General features: G+C 69.7%; 17 protein-coding genes and 1 pseudogene. 8 read left to right on the forward strand and 10 right to left on the reverse strand.

Annotated features, from left to right (window positions below; genetic code table 11):
- Positions 1-27: 27 nt before the first annotated feature.
- Positions 28-150 carry a hypothetical protein gene (locus HKK74_RS40825; protein WP_281397768.1) on the forward strand — a complete coding sequence of 41 codons (123 nt, stop codon included), beginning with the start codon at positions 28-30 and terminating at the stop codon, positions 148-150.
- Positions 151-291: 141 nt separating this feature from the next.
- Positions 292-1,035, forward strand: coding sequence for a hypothetical protein (locus tag HKK74_RS14540; RefSeq protein ID WP_187243726.1), 744 nt, complete (start codon positions 292-294; stop codon positions 1,033-1,035).
- Positions 1,036-1,150: 115 nt separating this feature from the next.
- Here HKK74_RS14540 and HKK74_RS14545 read toward each other — a convergent pair whose 3' ends face one another.
- The 5 genes from HKK74_RS14545 to HKK74_RS14565 form a co-directional block, all read right to left on the reverse strand.
- A complete protein-coding gene (locus HKK74_RS14545; RefSeq protein ID WP_187243727.1) occupies positions 1,151-2,113 on the reverse strand; it encodes a DUF4380 domain-containing protein in 963 nt (320 codons plus the stop codon).
- Complete coding sequence (locus tag HKK74_RS14550) at positions 2,113-3,177, reverse strand: zinc-dependent alcohol dehydrogenase family protein (RefSeq protein WP_222722264.1); 1,065 nt, start codon at positions 3,175-3,177, stop codon at positions 2,113-2,115. Before HKK74_RS14550 ends, HKK74_RS14545 begins: the two co-directional genes overlap by 1 nt.
- On the reverse strand, positions 3,174-4,190 hold the full coding sequence (locus HKK74_RS14555; protein WP_187243728.1) for an ABC transporter permease: 1,017 nt from the start codon (positions 4,188-4,190) through the stop codon (positions 3,174-3,176). The genes HKK74_RS14550 and HKK74_RS14555 overlap by 4 nt, the downstream gene beginning before the upstream one ends.
- An 8-nt stretch (positions 4,191-4,198) precedes the next feature.
- A complete protein-coding gene (locus tag HKK74_RS14560; protein WP_187243729.1) occupies positions 4,199-5,692 on the reverse strand; it encodes a sugar ABC transporter ATP-binding protein in 1,494 nt (497 codons plus the stop codon).
- A 77-nt stretch (positions 5,693-5,769) separates the two neighbouring features.
- Positions 5,770-6,765: a substrate-binding domain-containing protein gene (locus HKK74_RS14565; protein WP_187243730.1), complete on the reverse strand. Its 996-nt coding sequence runs from the start codon at positions 6,763-6,765 to the stop codon at positions 5,770-5,772.
- Between the two features lie 133 nt (positions 6,766-6,898).
- On the opposite strand from HKK74_RS14565, the gene HKK74_RS14570 reads away from it, so the two are divergent.
- Genes HKK74_RS14570 through HKK74_RS14595 form a run of 6 tightly spaced genes read left to right on the forward strand, consistent with a single transcriptional unit; the run spans position 6,899 to position 11,984 of the window.
- Entirely contained in the window at positions 6,899-7,666 is a 768-nt protein-coding gene (locus HKK74_RS14570) for an SDR family NAD(P)-dependent oxidoreductase (RefSeq protein ID WP_187243731.1), read from the forward strand.
- 17 nt (positions 7,667-7,683) lie between these two features.
- Positions 7,684-8,388 carry a FadR/GntR family transcriptional regulator gene (locus HKK74_RS14575; protein WP_187243732.1) on the forward strand — a complete coding sequence of 235 codons (705 nt, stop codon included), beginning with the start codon at positions 7,684-7,686 and terminating at the stop codon, positions 8,386-8,388.
- Positions 8,385-9,530, forward strand: coding sequence for a galactonate dehydratase (gene dgoD, locus HKK74_RS14580; protein WP_187243733.1), 1,146 nt, complete (start codon positions 8,385-8,387; stop codon positions 9,528-9,530). Before HKK74_RS14575 ends, dgoD begins: the two co-directional genes overlap by 4 nt.
- 5 nt (positions 9,531-9,535) lie before the next feature.
- Positions 9,536-10,177 (forward strand): bifunctional 4-hydroxy-2-oxoglutarate aldolase/2-dehydro-3-deoxy-phosphogluconate aldolase, encoded by a 642-nt coding sequence (locus HKK74_RS14585; protein ID WP_222722265.1) that lies wholly within the window; start codon positions 9,536-9,538, stop codon positions 10,175-10,177.
- The gene (locus HKK74_RS14590; protein ID WP_222722266.1) at positions 10,174-11,118 is read left to right on the forward strand and encodes a sugar kinase; all 945 of its coding nucleotides are present in this window, start codon (positions 10,174-10,176) and stop codon (positions 11,116-11,118) included. The genes HKK74_RS14585 and HKK74_RS14590 overlap by 4 nt, the downstream gene beginning before the upstream one ends.
- On the forward strand, positions 11,115-11,984 hold the full coding sequence (locus HKK74_RS14595; RefSeq protein WP_187243735.1) for an SMP-30/gluconolactonase/LRE family protein: 870 nt from the start codon (positions 11,115-11,117) through the stop codon (positions 11,982-11,984). Before HKK74_RS14590 ends, HKK74_RS14595 begins: the two co-directional genes overlap by 4 nt.
- Positions 11,985-12,137: 153 nt before the next feature.
- Here the strand turns inward: HKK74_RS14595 and HKK74_RS14600 are convergent, their stop codons facing one another.
- The 5 genes and pseudogenes from HKK74_RS14600 to HKK74_RS14620 all read right to left on the reverse strand — a co-directional run bounded on the left by HKK74_RS14600 (position 12,138) and on the right by HKK74_RS14620 (position 15,164).
- Positions 12,138-13,622, reverse strand: a complete 1,485-nt coding sequence (locus tag HKK74_RS14600; protein WP_187243736.1) for an FG-GAP repeat protein — start codon at positions 13,620-13,622, stop codon at positions 12,138-12,140.
- Between the two features lie 377 nt (positions 13,623-13,999).
- On the reverse strand, positions 14,000-14,176 hold the full coding sequence (locus HKK74_RS41890) for a DUF6924 domain-containing protein (RefSeq protein WP_376771528.1): 177 nt from the start codon (positions 14,174-14,176) through the stop codon (positions 14,000-14,002).
- Positions 14,122-14,244 (reverse strand): annotated as a pseudogene (locus tag HKK74_RS41895) (DUF6924 domain-containing protein); the annotation flags it as partial. The gene HKK74_RS41890 and the pseudogene HKK74_RS41895, both read right to left, overlap by 55 nt.
- A 295-nt stretch (positions 14,245-14,539) precedes the next feature.
- Entirely contained in the window at positions 14,540-14,935 is a 396-nt protein-coding gene (locus tag HKK74_RS14615; RefSeq protein WP_187243737.1) for a PIN domain-containing protein, read from the reverse strand.
- On the reverse strand, positions 14,928-15,164 hold the full coding sequence (locus HKK74_RS14620; protein WP_187243738.1) for a plasmid mobilization protein: 237 nt from the start codon (positions 15,162-15,164) through the stop codon (positions 14,928-14,930). The genes HKK74_RS14615 and HKK74_RS14620 overlap by 8 nt, the downstream gene beginning before the upstream one ends.
- Positions 15,165-15,288: the final 124 nt, after the last annotated feature.

Here is a 15,288-nt window from a genome sequence, read left to right on the forward strand (position 1 = left end):
TGCGCAAACGCCTTAGAACGCCATCTCGTGCGCTATTTCTACTACAACGGGCACCACTTCGCCTCGGTCTCGGGCTTCGTCACACTCGCGTTCGACCTGAACGCTAGAACCGTCACGGTCGGTACGGACCTGGAAGTCGACCTCGAGTGATCAGGCGCATACGACGCGCACACACCGTGTTCGATGTGCTCTTGCGCGATACCGCGGTCACTGCCGAGGTCTGGGCGAAATCCGGTTTTTCTGTGATCATGGGCCCTCCGTACAAAGAAGTGCAGGGGAACGGGAGGGTCCGTGATTCGTCGATTCGCCGTTGTGGCCGCGGTGATGCTCGGTGCCGGGTTGATGGCGCCGAGCGCTTCCGCGCAGGAGATTCAGGACATCTATGTCAAAGAGAGCATGGGGCGCATCGCGGCGGAAGGGCCCGGCTTTACGCTCAAGTTGACCAGGAACGGGATCACCACGAGCGTGGTGGACGAGAAGTTCGGCGACCCCAGTACGGGAAACGAGATCGTGCGGCAGGTCATCGATCTGGCCGGGCGCACGTTCAGGCCGTTCGTCTGCGAGAACGGCACGTACACGATCAAGTCGGGCACTTTTAATCGCGCCTGGCGGTTCTCGCTGTTGGAGCGGCGGCCTGCGCCGTATCCGGAGCGGTTCCACACCGGATTCCCCGGCTTCGTGACGCCATTCCTCGGTGATTTCGACGCCACCGTGACCAACGAGGCGGGCGAGACGCTGCGCGTACTGATCTCGGACCTGGCGTACGAGGCGCGGACGGAGGATGGCGGGTTCCGGTCCACGGCACCCATCCACGGGTTCGTGGTGGACCAAGAAGGCGAGATCCGGGACCGCATCTCGCTCTTCGGCCATTTCCGCTCCGGACCGGACGGCGCGAACGCCAAGTACTGGATCGAAGACCGCGGCACCTGCCACCAGACGGCCGACCTTGGCTGGGGCGTGCCGGACACTGACCGTGTGGTGGTGACAGGGCCGCTGCTGGTCTTCCCGTTCAACTCCCCCGTCGTCACGCCCTAGCCTCGATCCACCGACGGAGATCGGTAGCATCCGGGTCAACGAAGCCGTGAGGCCGAAGGCCGCGCCGGGGACGCCCGTCGCGGCCAGGCCGCTGCGCTGAGCATCTGCACCGGTCTCATCCCGCGTCCGGGCCGAACGGCGGCGCGTCCGTCAGCGACCACGTCACACGGTGACGCAGCACCTCACCCGGAACGAGCCGGGTGAGCGGGGACATGGTCTCGGCCTCGACGAGCCGGGCGGTGGGCCGCAGACCTTCCAGCCCTTCCAGGTCCTGTTCCTTGGGGTACTGCATCCAGACGGCGACCTCCGACCCGGAGTCCGGATAGGGAGCGCCGCGCGTCACCTCGAAGCGCTGGGTAAGGGTGGCCCCGCCCGGAGCGACCACGGCGAGCCATCCGGCCGTGCCGCCGATGCCGATCTTGCCGACCACGTCACGGATGGGTACCAGCCCGAGCCCCTCGGACACCCGTTCCAACGTCGGCGCCCCGTCGGGGGCGAACAACGTCACCGGCGCCCGGTGCCGGTCGGTGAGCCCTACCCAGAGCCCCGACCGGCCGTCGCCGTGCCCCTGGAACGACTGCGTCTCGAACTGGGTCACCGACCACGCCGCCCACCGGATCGGCCGATCGGCGACGTTCTGCAGTTCGCTGTCCACCACGAGCATGGCCTCGCCGGCCGACATGGTGATGGTGCGGGTGACGGCCAGCCCGGTGCGGGGGTCGTCGCCGCTGCGCATGCGCACGCGCAGCGCCCCCTGCTCCAGCACCGTGTACGCGCCGCCGTCCAGCACGGGATCGGGTGGTCCCGCCCATTCCCGCTCTGACGACCACCCTTGGGGAGCGGGCCATGTCTTGTCGCCGCCCCAGTTCGCCCAGCCGGCGAAACCGGTGGCGTCCGGGAGACGCCGCGCCGTGGCGGTCGGCGTGAAGGAGTCGTCCAGCAGCTCCGGATTGCGCCAGAGCCACTCCCGGCCGCCGGCGGTGAAGGACATCAGCCGTCCACCGCGACCCGGAAGGACGACCGCGTGCCCCCAGGGGCTCACCAGGTGGACCAGGGGCTCTGTCCCCCCGTTCTCCATCAGCTCAGGGCCGGGACCAGGCACACCTTGCCGGTCCGCCCGGAGTCGGCCAGCCGGTAGGCCTCGTCGGCCTTCTCCAGCGGCAGGACGTCGGTCACCAGCCGCTGTGGGACGGCACCCCACCGGACCAGCGCGCCGGCGAGTTCCTCCATCGCCGGCAGGGAGGTGACCCAGGAGGCGTACAGGGTCAGCTGACGGTGCAGGAGCAGGTCCGAGACCTCCGTCTCGAGCCGGCCGCCCTCTCCCACCAGCGAGACCCGGCCCCACTCCGCCGCACCGCGAATGGCGACGCCGCGGCCGGCGGCCGAGCCCGAGCAGTCCATGGTCACCGAGCAGCCGCGCCCCCCGGTCGCCTCGTCCAGGGCCTCGGCGACGGTGTCGCCGGCGATCAGGACCTCATCGAACAGATCCAGGGTGCGCGCGTGCTCGGCTCGCTCGGCCGAGCGTTCCACACCGAGCACCCTCGACGCGCCCAGGCCGCGGGCGATCATGGCTGCGGCCAGACCCACCGGCCCGAGCCCCACCACGAGCAGGTCGTCGCGGCCGCCGACCCGCGTGCGCAAGAGCCCCTCGTAGGCGGTGCCGAACCCGCACGCGATCAGGGCGCCGTCGATGAAGGACAGTTCCTCGGGCAGCGGTACGCACGTGCTCTCCTCGACGAGGATGTACTCCGCGTGCCCGCCGTCGCGCTGCCAGCCGTACGAGGAGCGGCGCTTCGCGTCGGAGCAGCTGATCATGTACCCGCGGCGGCAGTTCGGGCACAGCCCGCAGCCGGCGATGTGATACACGATGACGCGGTCGCCGACGCCGAACCGCCGGCATCCGGGGCCTGCCTCCACGACCTCGCCGCTCGGCTCGTGCCCGGCCACCACGCCCTTGTAGGCGGGGCCGTCCTGACCGACGTGGGTCTTGTGCCCGCGGTAGATGTAGGACAGGTCACTGCCGCAGATCCCGGACGCGCCCACGCGCAGGAGCAGCTGCCCCGGGCCCGGTGCCGGCACCTCCACGTCGCGCACCACGGCGGTGAAGTCCCCCGGCAGGAAGACACCTTTCATGGTGGTCATGTGGTTCGAGCTCCGTTCCGCCGCGAGAGCAGCACGTTGATGAGGACGGCGCCGACGATGATGACGCCGCGGACCACGTCCTGGAAGAAGGGGTTGACACCGAGCAGCACGAGGCCGTTGCCGATGATGGTGATGAAGGCGACGCCCAGCGCGGTGCCGAGCAGTGAGCCCCTGCCGCCGGCCAGAGAGGTGCCGCCGATGACCACGGCGGCGATGACGTCGAACTCGAGACCGACCGAGGCACCGCCGTTGCCGGACCCCAGGCGCGCGGCCAGCAGGACACCGCTCACCGCCGCGAGGAAGCCGGTCGTCGCGAACAGGATCACGCGGATCCGGGCGACCGAGATCCCCGACAGGCGGGCCGCCTCGGCGTTGCCTCCCACGGCGAAGACCGAGCGCCCGTAGGAGGTGCGGTTCGCCACGAAGACGAACACGGCGAACAGGACCGCCATGATGATGGCCGGCGTGGGGATGCCCAGGATGCTCCCGGACAGCAGGTCCAGCAGCCCATTGGGCGCCAGCGGGACCGGCAGGCCGTCGGTCATGTACTGCGCCAGGCCGCGCAGGGCGCTCCACAGGCCCAGGGTCGCCACGAACGACGGGATCGCCCATCGGGCGCGCAGGAAGCCGGCCCCGGCGCCGAGGAGCAACCCGACGGCGAGGCAGAGCAGAAGCGCCAGAGCGAACGGGAGGTGCCACTCCCCCGTCGCCTTGGCCAGCAGCACCGAAGAGAACGCCACCGCCGGGCCGATGCTGATGTCGATCTCACCGGCCACGATCACGAGCGTCATGGCCCACGCCACGACGCCGATCGTCGCGGCGTCGCGCAATATGGCGAGCTGGTTCGTCATCGTCAGGAACCCGGAGGCCGTGACGGAGAGCACCACGAAGAGCACCACGATGGCCCCGATGAGACCGATCTCATTGAGTCGTTGCGTGTTGCGTCCCAGCGCGCCACCGGTCCTGACACCGGTACTCGCCACGGGCGCACCGGTGGGCTTGGTAGTGCTCATCGTTTCTCTCATTCCTCGGCAATCGCAATGGTCAGGACGCGCTCGAGTTGGATCTCGTCACCGCTGAGCTCGGCCACAGCACGTCCGCCGCGGACGACGACGATGCGATCGCAGACGTCGGCCAGCTCCTCCGCCTCGCTGGAGACGAAGACGACCGCTCTGCCCTCGTCGGCCAGCCGGCGCATCTGGTCGTAGATCTGGCGTTTGGCCTCGACGTCGACGCCGCGCGTGGGTTCGTCGAGCAGCAGCACGGTGCTTCCGGCATGCAGCCAACGGGCGAGAACGACCTTCTGCTGGTTACCTCCGCTGAGGTTGCCGATCGGCGTACCAGGCCGTGCCGTCTTGATCGCGAGACGGTCGATGAGTGCCTGGGCGGCCTGGCCCACGGCCTTACGATCGAGGACGCCGGAACGGCTCACGCCCCGCAGGTCGCCCATCACGATGTTCTCGTCGACTCCCATGAGGGGCACGATGCCGTCCCGCCGCCGGTTCTCGGGCGTGATGCCCAGCCCGCCCCGCAGCATGGCGGTGAACGCTCCGGGCCGGACGGCCTCGCCGCGCAGCCGTACCTCACCGGAGTCCGGGCGGTCCAGGCCGACCAGCGCGCGCAGGGTCTCCGTGCGACCGGACCCGAGCACACCCGCGATGCCGAGGATCTCGCCCGGGCGGATGTCGATGTCGAGACCGTCCAGCTTGTCGCTGCGCAGGCCGCGCGCCGTCAGCACCGGCGGCTCCGAGCTGGGGCGCCGAACGCGCGCGGCGACGGCTTCGGGGGCCGCGCCGAGCATCATCGCGACGATCTCGCGGGTGGACGCCGTGCGCACCGGCAGCGTCTCCACGATCCTGCCGTCGCGCACCACCGTGGCGCTGTCGGCCACCTGCCGGATCTCGTCCATCCGGTGGCTGACGTAGACGACCGCGACGCCCTGCTCCGCGACGCGACGCGCGACGTCGATCACCTGCCGGACCTCGGCGGCGGCGAGAGAGCTCGTCGGCTCGTCAAGAATGAGCAGCGCGGGTTTCTGCCAGACGGCGCGCGCGATCTCCACCAGCTGCTGACCGGCGGCTCCGAGCGAACCGACCGAGCGGTCGATGTCGAGGTCGACGCCGATGCGCGCCATCGCCGCCTTGGCATCGGCCCGCATACGCCGCTTGTCGATCACACCGCGGGAACGCTGCCACGCGCCCATGAACAGGTTCTCCGCGACGCTCATCTCCGGGACGAGGCTCAGCTCCTGATAGACGGTCGCGACTCCGAGACCGGCGACCTCGCGGGTCCCCAGCCCTTTCAGCGACGTCCCCTGCACGAGGGCCTCGCCGGCGTCGAGTTGCTCCGCACCGGAGAGAATCTTGATCAGCGTGGACTTGCCGGCACCGTTCTTGCCCAGCAGCGCACGCACCTCACCGCGTCGCACCGAGAAGTCCACGTCGCTGAGCGCGGTCACTCCTGGGTAGCGTTTGGTGCCGGAGCGCACCTCTGCCACGACATCGGTGTTCGACATGAGAAGCCTCTCTACGGTCTTCGGTACGGGTGGGACGGGGTGCCGCCCGGCGCAGGTCTGGGGCGGCACCCCGCCTGTCACGGGATCCCGTCGGCGTGCTCCGTCAGCCACTTCTCGTTCGTGGCCTTGTCGTCGGCGGTGTAGAGGATCGGCTGCACGGGGATGACGAACGAGGTGTTCTTCTCCCCGTTCGCCGCCTTGCGGGCGGCTTCGTAGGACAGCTTGCCCACCGTCTGCGCGGGGACGTCGATCTCGGCCTTGAGGATCCTGCCGTCGACGAGGGCCTTGGCGATGTCAACGGTCATGTCGCTGCCGAAGACCACCGTCTTGCCGACGCGGTTACGGGTGGTGACGGCCTTGACGCCGGCCAGGGTACCCCCGCCCGCCACCGCGTAGAACGCGTCCAGATTCGGGTTCGCGGTGATGATGTTCTCCGCGACCGGGGTGGCCTTGTCGACGACGGCGCCCTCCTGGTCGGCCACGTACTGGGCGCCCGGCACCGTCTCCTTCAGGCCGTCCTTGAAGCCGCGCTTACGCTCCTTGCAGACCTCCACGAAGTCGCAGTTCAACACTGCGATCTTGGGGTTGGTGATCTTCTGCCCGGTGAAGTACTTCCCGGCCTGTTCGCCGAGCCGCTTGCCGAAGACGTACGGGTCCGAGAGGACGTAGCCCCACACGTACTTCTTGGCGTCCGCGTCGTTGATGCACGTGTTGTAGCAGATGACCGGAATACCGGCCTTCGAGGCGGCCGCGACCGAGGGCACGGACGCGGTGGCCGACACGGCCGAGGTGATGATCGCATCCACTTTGGAGGCGACCATGGTGGACATGAACGAGGACTCCTTGGCCGCGTCGCCCTGCGCGTTGTTGCCCAGCAGCTTGAGATGGGAGTCCTTGGCGGCCGCGGTCTCGATGCCCTTCTTCACGCCGGCGTAGAAACCCTGCGAGTCCAGGTAGATCGCTCCGAAGCGCAGGTTGCTCGCGCCGGAGTCGCCCGGGCCGCACCCGGCGAGCAGCGCGCCGGCGGCCAAGGCGGCGACACAGCGCGCCACCTTGGATCGAACTGATGCCACATGACCTCCCATGTTCCGTCTCTCCCGGTGATGCCACCGGGAGAGTGACCTGCGCCAAGTCCAGATAATGTGCCGCCCGAAACACGCCTGTCAAGATATTGTAATAAAAAAGGACTTATCGTAGGCTTCCGCCGTGAGCGACTCCTGGGAACAGCCCCCGCGCGGCGGACACTGCGCCGTGGTGACCGGTGCCGCGTCCGGTATCGGTGCCGCCACGGCGACGCGGCTGGCGGCGGCGGGGACGCCCGTACTGGTGTGTGACCTCTCCCCCGCCGGAGACGACGTCGCCGCGGCCATCACGCGGGCGGGGGGCGAGGCACGGTTCGTGCGCATGGACGTCAGCGACGAGAGCGCGTGGGCCTGCGTCCGTCGCGCCGCGCACGAGGCGTACGGCCCGGTCCGGCACCTGGTCAGCAATGCCTACGTCGTGGACGTACGGCCCGCGCATGACCTGAGCCTGGCGTCGTGGAACCGGCAGCTGGGCGTGAACCTGACGGCCGCCTATCTCGGCCTGCGGACGCTGCACGAGGACCTGACGGCAACGTCCGGGTCGGTGGTCCTCGTCTCGTCGGTGCACGCCCTCGTGGGCCTGCCCGGCCATCCGGCCTACGCCGCGACGAAGGCGGCGCTGGTGGGCCTCGCCCGCCAGCTGGCCGTGGACTATGGCCCCGGCGTGCGCGTCAACACCGTACTGCCCGGGCCGGTCATGTCCGCCGCCTGGGACCGCGTGGCGGAGCAGGACCGGCGCCTGAGCGTCGAAGCCACCATCGCCAAGCGGTTCGGCGACCCGAGCGAGATCGCCGCCGCCATCGACTTTCTACTGTCCGACGACGCATCCTTCATCACCGCCACCACCCTCGTCGTCGACGGCGGCTGGAGCGCGACGAAGAACTCCGCCTGAGGAGACCTACCGCATCTATGAGTACCTACAACGGGCGTGGCATCCACGGCCAAGTGGTCGAGACCATCGGCCGGCGCGTCGTCACCGGGCAGCTCCCCGAGAACGGCCGGATCGACCTGGTCGAGCTGGAAGCCGAGCTGGACGTGTCCCGCACCGTCGTGCGGGAGGCGCTGAAGGTGCTGGCCGGAAAGGGCCTGGTCGACTCACGGCAGAAGAGGGGCACGGTGGTGCGCCCCCGCAGCGAGTGGAACCTGCTCGACCCCGACGTCATCAGCTGGGAGTTCGAGAACCGCGGCACGGAGATGCTCGGGCAACTGGCCGAGGTACGGCAGATGTTCGAACCGGCCGCCGCGGCCCTCGCCGCCGGCCGCCGTACGGAGGCCGACCTCGCCGAGCTCGAGGCGGCCCTCCAGGACATGGCGCGGGCCCAGACCCCGGCCGAGGCGGTCGTCGCCGACCTGCGCTTCCACCGCGGCGTCCTGGCCGCGACGGGCAACGAGCTCCTGGTCCGCATGGAGGGCGTCGTGGAGTCCGTGCTCGCCGAACGCGACCGGATCGTCCACGACGCCGTCACCACCGACGATCCGGTGCCGAGCCACCACGCCCTGCTCGAGGCCATCCGGGCGGGCGACGGCCAAGCCGCCAGGACCTGTGCGCTCGCGCTGCTGGACAAGGCCGTGGCCGACGTCGACCGCGCCACACACCCTCGGGGGGACGCATGAAGGTGACCCGCGTCGAAACGTTCCTGGCGCCGCCCAGATGGCTGTTCTGCCGCGTCGAGACCGACGAGGGACACGTCGGCTGGGGTGAACCGGTCGTCGAGGGACGCGCCCACACCGTCCGGGCCGCCGTGAACGAGCTCGCCGAGCTGCTCATCGGCGCCGACCCGCTGCGCATCGAGGACCACTGGCAGGTCATGACCAAGGGCGGCTTCTACCGCGGCGGACCGGTCTTCGCCAGCGCCGTCGCCGGTCTGGATCAGGCCCTGTGGGACATCGCGGGCAAGGCCCGAGGCGCTCCCGTCCACGAACTGCTCGGTGGCCCCGTGCGCGACCACGTCCGCGCGTACGCGTGGATCGGCGGCGACGAACCGCGGGAGATCCGGGAACAGGCCCAGCGCCAGGCCGAGGCCGGGTTCTCCGCGGTCAAGATGAACGCCAGCGGACGCATGTCACCCCTCGCCGGCCCGAGCGAGATCCACGCGGTGGTCGAACGCGTCGCCACGGCGCGCGAGGTCCTCGGCCCGGACCGTGACGTCGCCGTCGACTTCCATGGCCGGGTGTCCTACCCCAACGCGCGACGGCTACTTCCGCTGCTCGAACCGCTCACGCCTCTGTTCGTCGAAGAGCCCGTCGTGCCGGAGTCCATGGCCCAGATGCGCAGCCTCGTCGAGGCGTCCAGCGTGCCCATCGCCCTCGGCGAGCGCCTGTACTCCCGCTGGGACTTCATGCCCGCCCTGCAGGCCGGCATCGCCGTCGTCCAACCGGACCTCTCCCACGCCGGCGGCATCTCCGAGGTCCGCCGCATCGCCGCCCAGGCAGAGGTGTTCGGCGCTCTCCTCGCACCCCACTGCCCGCTGGGGCCCATCGCCCTGGCCGCCAGCCTGCAGGTGGTGTTCGCCACCCCCAACTTCCTCATCCAGGAACAGAGCATCGGCCTCCACTACAACGGCGGTAACGAGCTGCTGGACTATCTCGTCGATCCGGCGGTCTTCGCCATGAGCGACGGCCGGTTCACCCGGCCCACCGGCCCCGGCCTGGGCATCACCGTCGACGAGGCCAAGGTGCGCGAGGTCGACCGCGCGGGCCACACCTGGCGCTCTCCCATCTGGCGTTATCCCGACCAGTCCTTCGCAGAATGGTGATCAGCGTGCCCCCCACCCCGGCGACAAACCTGCTCGAGCTCCTCGAGACTCAACGGATCCTGGCCATCGTCCGCGGAAACGACCCGGCGGCGGCGCTGCGCAGCATCGAAGTGCTCGTCGACGAGGGCATCACCCTGATGGAGGTCTCGCTCAGCGGCGCCGACGCGTTGCGCGTCATCCGGAAGGCGGCCGCCTCGCTGGGCGCGGGCGTCCACCTCGGAGCCGGGACCGTCCTCACCGCCGAGGACGCCGCCGCCGCCCAAGACGCCGGCGCGACCTTCATCGTCACGCCCGGGCTCGGAGCCGGGGTCGGCGCGGCGGTTCGCCTCGGCCTGCCCGTGCTCGCCGGCGCGCTCACGCCCTCCGAAGTCATCGCCGCGGTAGCCCAGGGCGTCGACGCGGTCAAGCTCTTCCCCGCCTCCTCCGGCGGCGTTCCGTACCTGCGCGCGCTCCGCGGCCCGTTCCCGACGGTGCCGTTCGTCCCCGTCGGCGGCGTCGACCTCGACAGCGTCGAGGCCTACCTGGACGCCGGCGCCCTCGCCGTCGGTGTCGGCTCGCCACTGCTGGGCGACGCACCGGACGGCGGCGACCTGAGCGGGCTGCGCCATCGCATCAAGGCGGCGCTGGACCTGGCCGGCGTGCGGTGAGGGCCGACGTCCTGACCATCGGCGAGGCGATGGTCGCGATCCGCTGCGCCGGCCCGCTCCGCCTCGGCGGGGTCTCGTACATCTCCGTCGCCGGCGCCGAGGCCAACGTCGCCATCGCCCTGTCCCGCCTCGGCCATGCGGCCCGCTGGGTCAGCGCGGTCGGCGACGACGAACCGGGGGAGCTGATCCGGCGCACCATGCGCGCCGAGGGGGTCCTGGCGGGCCACATCGCCCAGCGCGCGGACGCGCCGACCGGAGTCATGCTGCGCGACGTGGCGCCCGGCGCCCGCGCACGCGTGCACTATTACCGGGCGGGCTCGGCCGCCTCGACCCTGTCCTGGCAGGACGTCCGGCCCGCCGCCGACTGCGGCTACTCGGCCCTGCACCTGACCGGTATCACGGCCGCGCTCGGCGAGGCGCCACTGGAGGCCATCACCACCGCCGCACGCCGGGCACGCGATGCCGGCGCCTGGGTCAGCCTCGACGTCAACCACCGCGCCCTCCTGTGGACCCGTGGCGAGGCCGCGCGGACGCTTCGCCCGCTGCTGCGGTACGTAACCGTGCTGATCGCATCCGACGACGAACTGGACATCGTGGCCGACGGCGAACACGAACGGGATCGCGTCGAGGCACTCCTGCGCGCCGGAGTCGAAGAGGTGGTGGTCAAGCACGGCGCGGCCGGCGCCGGCTATCACGACGCGCAGTCGTCATTCGACGTCCCCGCTCTCGCCGTGCCCGTGGTGGACGTCATCGGCGCGGGCGACGCCTTCACCGCCGGCTACCTCTCCGGGCGGATCGACGGGCTCGACCCACGCGGCCGCCTCGAACGGGCCACCGCACTCGGCGCGAGCGCCGTGGCCTGCGCCGGTGACTGGGAGGGGCTGCCCACCCGCGCCGAACTCGCCCATCTCGTCCTGCCCAGTGGAGAGGCACTGCGTTGACGCGACCCACCCCGCCGGTCGACGCTCCCCTCGAACTCGGTGAGGGCGCACGCTGGCTCGGCGACCGGTTCGTCGTCGTCGACATTCTCGCCGGCGTCCTCTACGAGGTGCCCGGCGAACCCGGGGCGGCGCTGAAGCCGCTCCTGCGCACCGAGGGCCTGCCGCTGGGCGCGGTCGCTCCCCTCGAGGGCCGCCCCGGACACTGGATCGCGGCCGTCGGAGACGGCATCGCCGTCCTCGGGCCGGACGCGGAGCCCCACTGGCTGGCACGACCCGAAGCGGGCAAGAGAGTGCGCTGCCGCATGAATGACGGGGCGGTCGACCACGCCGGCAGATTCTGGGCCGGCAGCATGGCCTACGACGGCACACCCGGCGCCGGCAGCCTCTACCGCGTGGAGCCCGACGGGACCGTCGTCACCGCGCTCACCGGTGTCGGCATCGCCAACGGGCCCGCGTTCTCCCCGGACGGCACGCTGCTGTATCTGGCCGACAGCGCACGAGGCACCGTCAACACGTATCCGCTGGACCCCCGGACCGGTGCGCTCGGCACCCCCGAACTCCTCATCCAGGTGGACTCTGGAAGCCCGGACGGAATGACGGTGGACGACGAGGGCTTCGTCTGGATAGCGGTCTGGGGCACCGCGCGAGTCCTTCGCGTCAGCCCGGACGGCGACATCGAACGCACCGTTCACCTGCCGTGCCGCCAGCCCACATCCGTGGCGATCGGCGGCCCGGGCGGCACGCGCCTGTTGGTGACGTCCGCGTGGTACGGCCTCGCGGAGCCCACGGCCGCGGACGGCGCGATCTGGACCGGCGACGTCCACGTGAGCGCCCCGCCGGCGCGCCCGGCGGTACTGCGGAAGTGAACGCCGCGGTCACCTCCGACGCCGAGCACGGATCGAACGCCTCGACCGGGGACGCTCGGCCGACCTCACGCCGACCGTCGAAAGCCGACCGGGCACAGCGAACGGCGGACACCCGGTGTCGGGTGTCCGCCGTATCGGTCGACCGATGCTCGGTCAGGAAAGGCTCGCGCCGAAGCGGGCACCGCCGGTGGGAATCCCGTCCTGTCCGGGGAGCCAGGTCGATGGAGTTCCGGTTCCGCCACGGAAGAGGGCCATCGGGACGCCGTGCACGATGCCCTCGGAGTGGGTGACGTCGTCGGGAGCACCGATCAGGAGAGTCTGGCTGGACTCGGTGAACGCGGCGCCGAAATGATCCCCGGCCTCCGGCGTGCCACTGGTGATGCCGTCCTGCCCCTGACGCAGCAGTACATCTGCGCTGCCGGGAGCGCCGCTCATCGGGAACACCTGTACGACGCCCGCGCCGGAGTCCTCGCCGGTGACACCGACGGCCACGATGAGCTTGTCACTGCCCTGGCCGACGTTGGCGGCGTGAACGGTCTGACCGAACATGTCGCCGGACTCGGTCTTGTCATCGACCCCCGTGGAGTCCTGGCTGACGGCCAGAACCTCCTTCGCACTGGTTCTGCCCAAGGACAGCCCGTGGACCATCCCGGCGTCCTTCGCGGCTCCGAGATCCTCGCCCGGAACGCCGATGGCGAGCCGGTCGGAGAGATCCGGACCCCAGTCCGGCTGGGTGACCGAGAGGGAGGCGCCGAACCGATCGCCTGACTCGGCGGCGCCGCTGACGGTGCTCAGGTCCTGAGAGACGACGTATTCATCGAGGGTCGGACCCATGCTGCGGAAGACGTGCACCACGCCCGCGGCCGATTTGCTGCCGATCGCCTCGCCCGGTGCGCCGATCACCGAGATCCCGGCCACTGAGGCACCGAACTGGTCGCCTGACTCGGCGGCCCCGTCCACGCCGGCCGTGTCCTGGGTGAGGGCGAACGTTCCCAGAACGGTACGACCGTCCGAGGCCCGGCCGTAGTGGTGCCGGGAGTACGCCATCCCGGCGTCCTTCTTGCTGCTGAGGTCCTCACCAGGCACACCGATAAGGAGGTGCGGGTATCCGACACGATCCTTGCCGTACGAGATGGCCGCGCCGAACCGGTCTCCGGCCTCGGCGCCGCCGGCGAACCCGCTGCCGCCCTGCTTCCAGACAGAGGGCGCCTTGCCCTTGCCCAAGCCGGCCGGTGACCCATGGACAACGTGGACCACTCCGGCGTCTTTGGCCGTACCGACGTCTTCCGACGGAACACCCACGATCAGGTCGACGCACTGGTCCCAGTCGATGTCACCGAGCTGCACATTCGTGCCGAAGCCGTCGCCGGTTTCAGCGGTTTCGCCGACCATGCCCATACCCTGGGTGAAGGTCTGCGGGGCCACGCCGTGGCCGTAAATCAGGCGCACCGCGCCCGCCTGTGCCTTCCCGTTAACGGTCGCTGCCGGGTCACCGATGGCGATGTCGGTGAAGCCGTCGCCATTGAAATCGTTCCAGCCGCCTTCACAGCCGTCCGCGGACGCCGGAACCGCGCCGTAGATCGGGATCACTGAGCCGAGCGTGAGCGCCGCCGCTACCAGGGCAGGGCGAAGTCGCATGTAAATTCTCCGGGGATAGCAGATCATGGGCGAGCGAAATCTAGCTGAACGGAGTAGGGCGGGAAAAGTGAATTAGGTGTGACCCAAGTCACATTCGTACACGTAAACCATCGACGCGCCTTTCGCGTCAGCCACTTTGGCTGCTGCGATTCACGGCTCGCGAATAACGCCCGCGGTAGCAGCGCGAGACCGCATCCTGAACGAGATCCGGAACGAGCCGCCTTCGCGGGCATGGAAGTTCGTGTACGTCGCTGTGCATGCCGGCCGGCACCCGCCATTTCGCGATCACGTCCGGATCGAGGAGCGCCCGATAGACAGGCGCCGCGGATGACTGGCTCGTCGCCTGTACAAGACCGGAGCAACGGGGGAATGTGCCCTCAGAAACCTCGGAAGATGCCTTCTTCATCGACGGCGTCGGCGAACTCATGAAAATCCATGTTGGAGAGCGAGAGGTTGTTCTCGATCGACCAGAACTCGGTGGCAATGACACGCTTGCATATGCCATGAAGCCGTCGTCGTTGGGTGTGCCGATGGTCGCGCGTATGGCCTCCCAGGCCTTGTGGTCGGAGAAGTCGGTGCGGACCAGCAGCGTGGCGTTGGATCGAGGCAACATCTTCATCATCGGACCTTCCTTCAGCACGGCTTGCGTTGCTGCGCCTTGTCTAGCGTGTCTGTCTGACGATTTGGGATGCCGAGGTCGATGGTGGCCGAGGCGCGGGTGCGCCGGTCGATCTGAGCGAGCTTGTCTTCGGCGCCGACCTGCTCTTCCAGGTGTTGACCGAGCGTGAGGAGGGAGACACCCTTCCAAGATCGCTAAGTGGGGCCAACCCGAGCTCGTATCCGGAGCCACGTGCCGTTCGTGAATTCAAAGCCCGGCACACGCACCCCACTCGGCGCGGAGGCAAGGCGAGCCTGCGTCACACCGTGATCAATTCGAGGTGCGCTAGGAGCTTCGTGAGGTCGCCGGGATCAGACGTGATCACCGGAGCGTGCAGATGGTCCGACAGCACGGCGACGTGTGCGTCAACGACGTCGGCAGTTCCGGACTCCCGAAGCAGTTCGCCTACCCGGCGAGCGTCGTCGTGATGCAGTGGGGCTTCGACCAGACCCGGGTTGCGCAACGCACGGGCCAGCAGCGCCTGCCGGGATCCATCGCGCCAGACCTGCGCCAGCACCGCCGACGGAAGGACCAACTCGATGCGGTTCGCAGCCGCCAGCTTGACGAGCGCGGCGACGCGCTTGCTGCGCTTCTCATACGCAATGAGGGCACCCGCGTCGAGAATGTACTGACGGTGCAGCGCCTTGTCAGACATCCGCGTCCAGACCAAGCGCCTCGGCCGCCCAGGCAAGGTCGGTGTCCGTGACCCCGACCTCCGCGGCGATCTCGTCGGCGATCTGCTTCGCGACGGCCCATCGAGCCTCCTCGCGGGCCGCGTGCACCATCCACGCGGAAACCGAGACACCGGCCGTCTTGGCAGCGGCCTCGATGAGGGCTCTGTCGCTCGGTGTCATGCTGATCGACATGCGTTCGAGGGCGGACATCGCACCATCATAACCCGGCGGTGCAGTTCAGTAATACTCTCTGGGTGCTTGCGCCCCCAGAGGCGGTTTTGAAGGCGACACAGCCTCCTGGAGACCTGGTCAGCCGCAGGGTGATCTTCGATCG

Source organism: Actinomadura alba (assembly GCF_014323705.1).
In the GTDB taxonomy this organism is placed as follows: domain Bacteria; phylum Actinomycetota; class Actinomycetes; order Streptosporangiales; family Streptosporangiaceae; genus Actinomadura_C; species Actinomadura_C alba.

Excerpts from the sequence above, each read along its gene's own strand:
- HKK74_RS14545 (WP_187243727.1), bottom strand. The coding sequence starts at position 2,113 with ATGGAGAACGGGGGGACAGAGCCCCTGGTCCACCTGGTGAGCCCCTGG.
- HKK74_RS14550 (WP_222722264.1), bottom strand. The coding sequence starts at position 3,177 with ATGACCACCATGAAAGGTGTCTTCCTGCCGGGGGACTTCACCGCCGTG.
- dgoD (WP_187243733.1), top strand. The coding sequence starts at position 8,385 with ATGAAGGTGACCCGCGTCGAAACGTTCCTGGCGCCGCCCAGATGGCTG.
- HKK74_RS14555 (WP_187243728.1), bottom strand. The coding sequence starts at position 4,190 with ATGAGCACTACCAAGCCCACCGGTGCGCCCGTGGCGAGTACCGGTGTC.
- HKK74_RS14620 (WP_187243738.1), bottom strand. The coding sequence starts at position 15,164 with ATGTCCGCCCTCGAACGCATGTCGATCAGCATGACACCGAGCGACAGA.
- HKK74_RS14615 (WP_187243737.1), bottom strand. The coding sequence starts at position 14,935 with ATGTCTGACAAGGCGCTGCACCGTCAGTACATTCTCGACGCGGGTGCC.
- HKK74_RS14575 (WP_187243732.1), top strand. The coding sequence starts at position 7,684 with ATGAGTACCTACAACGGGCGTGGCATCCACGGCCAAGTGGTCGAGACC.
- HKK74_RS14560 (WP_187243729.1), bottom strand. The coding sequence starts at position 5,692 with ATGTCGAACACCGATGTCGTGGCAGAGGTGCGCTCCGGCACCAAACGC.
- HKK74_RS14600 (WP_187243736.1), bottom strand. The coding sequence starts at position 13,622 with ATGCGACTTCGCCCTGCCCTGGTAGCGGCGGCGCTCACGCTCGGCTCA.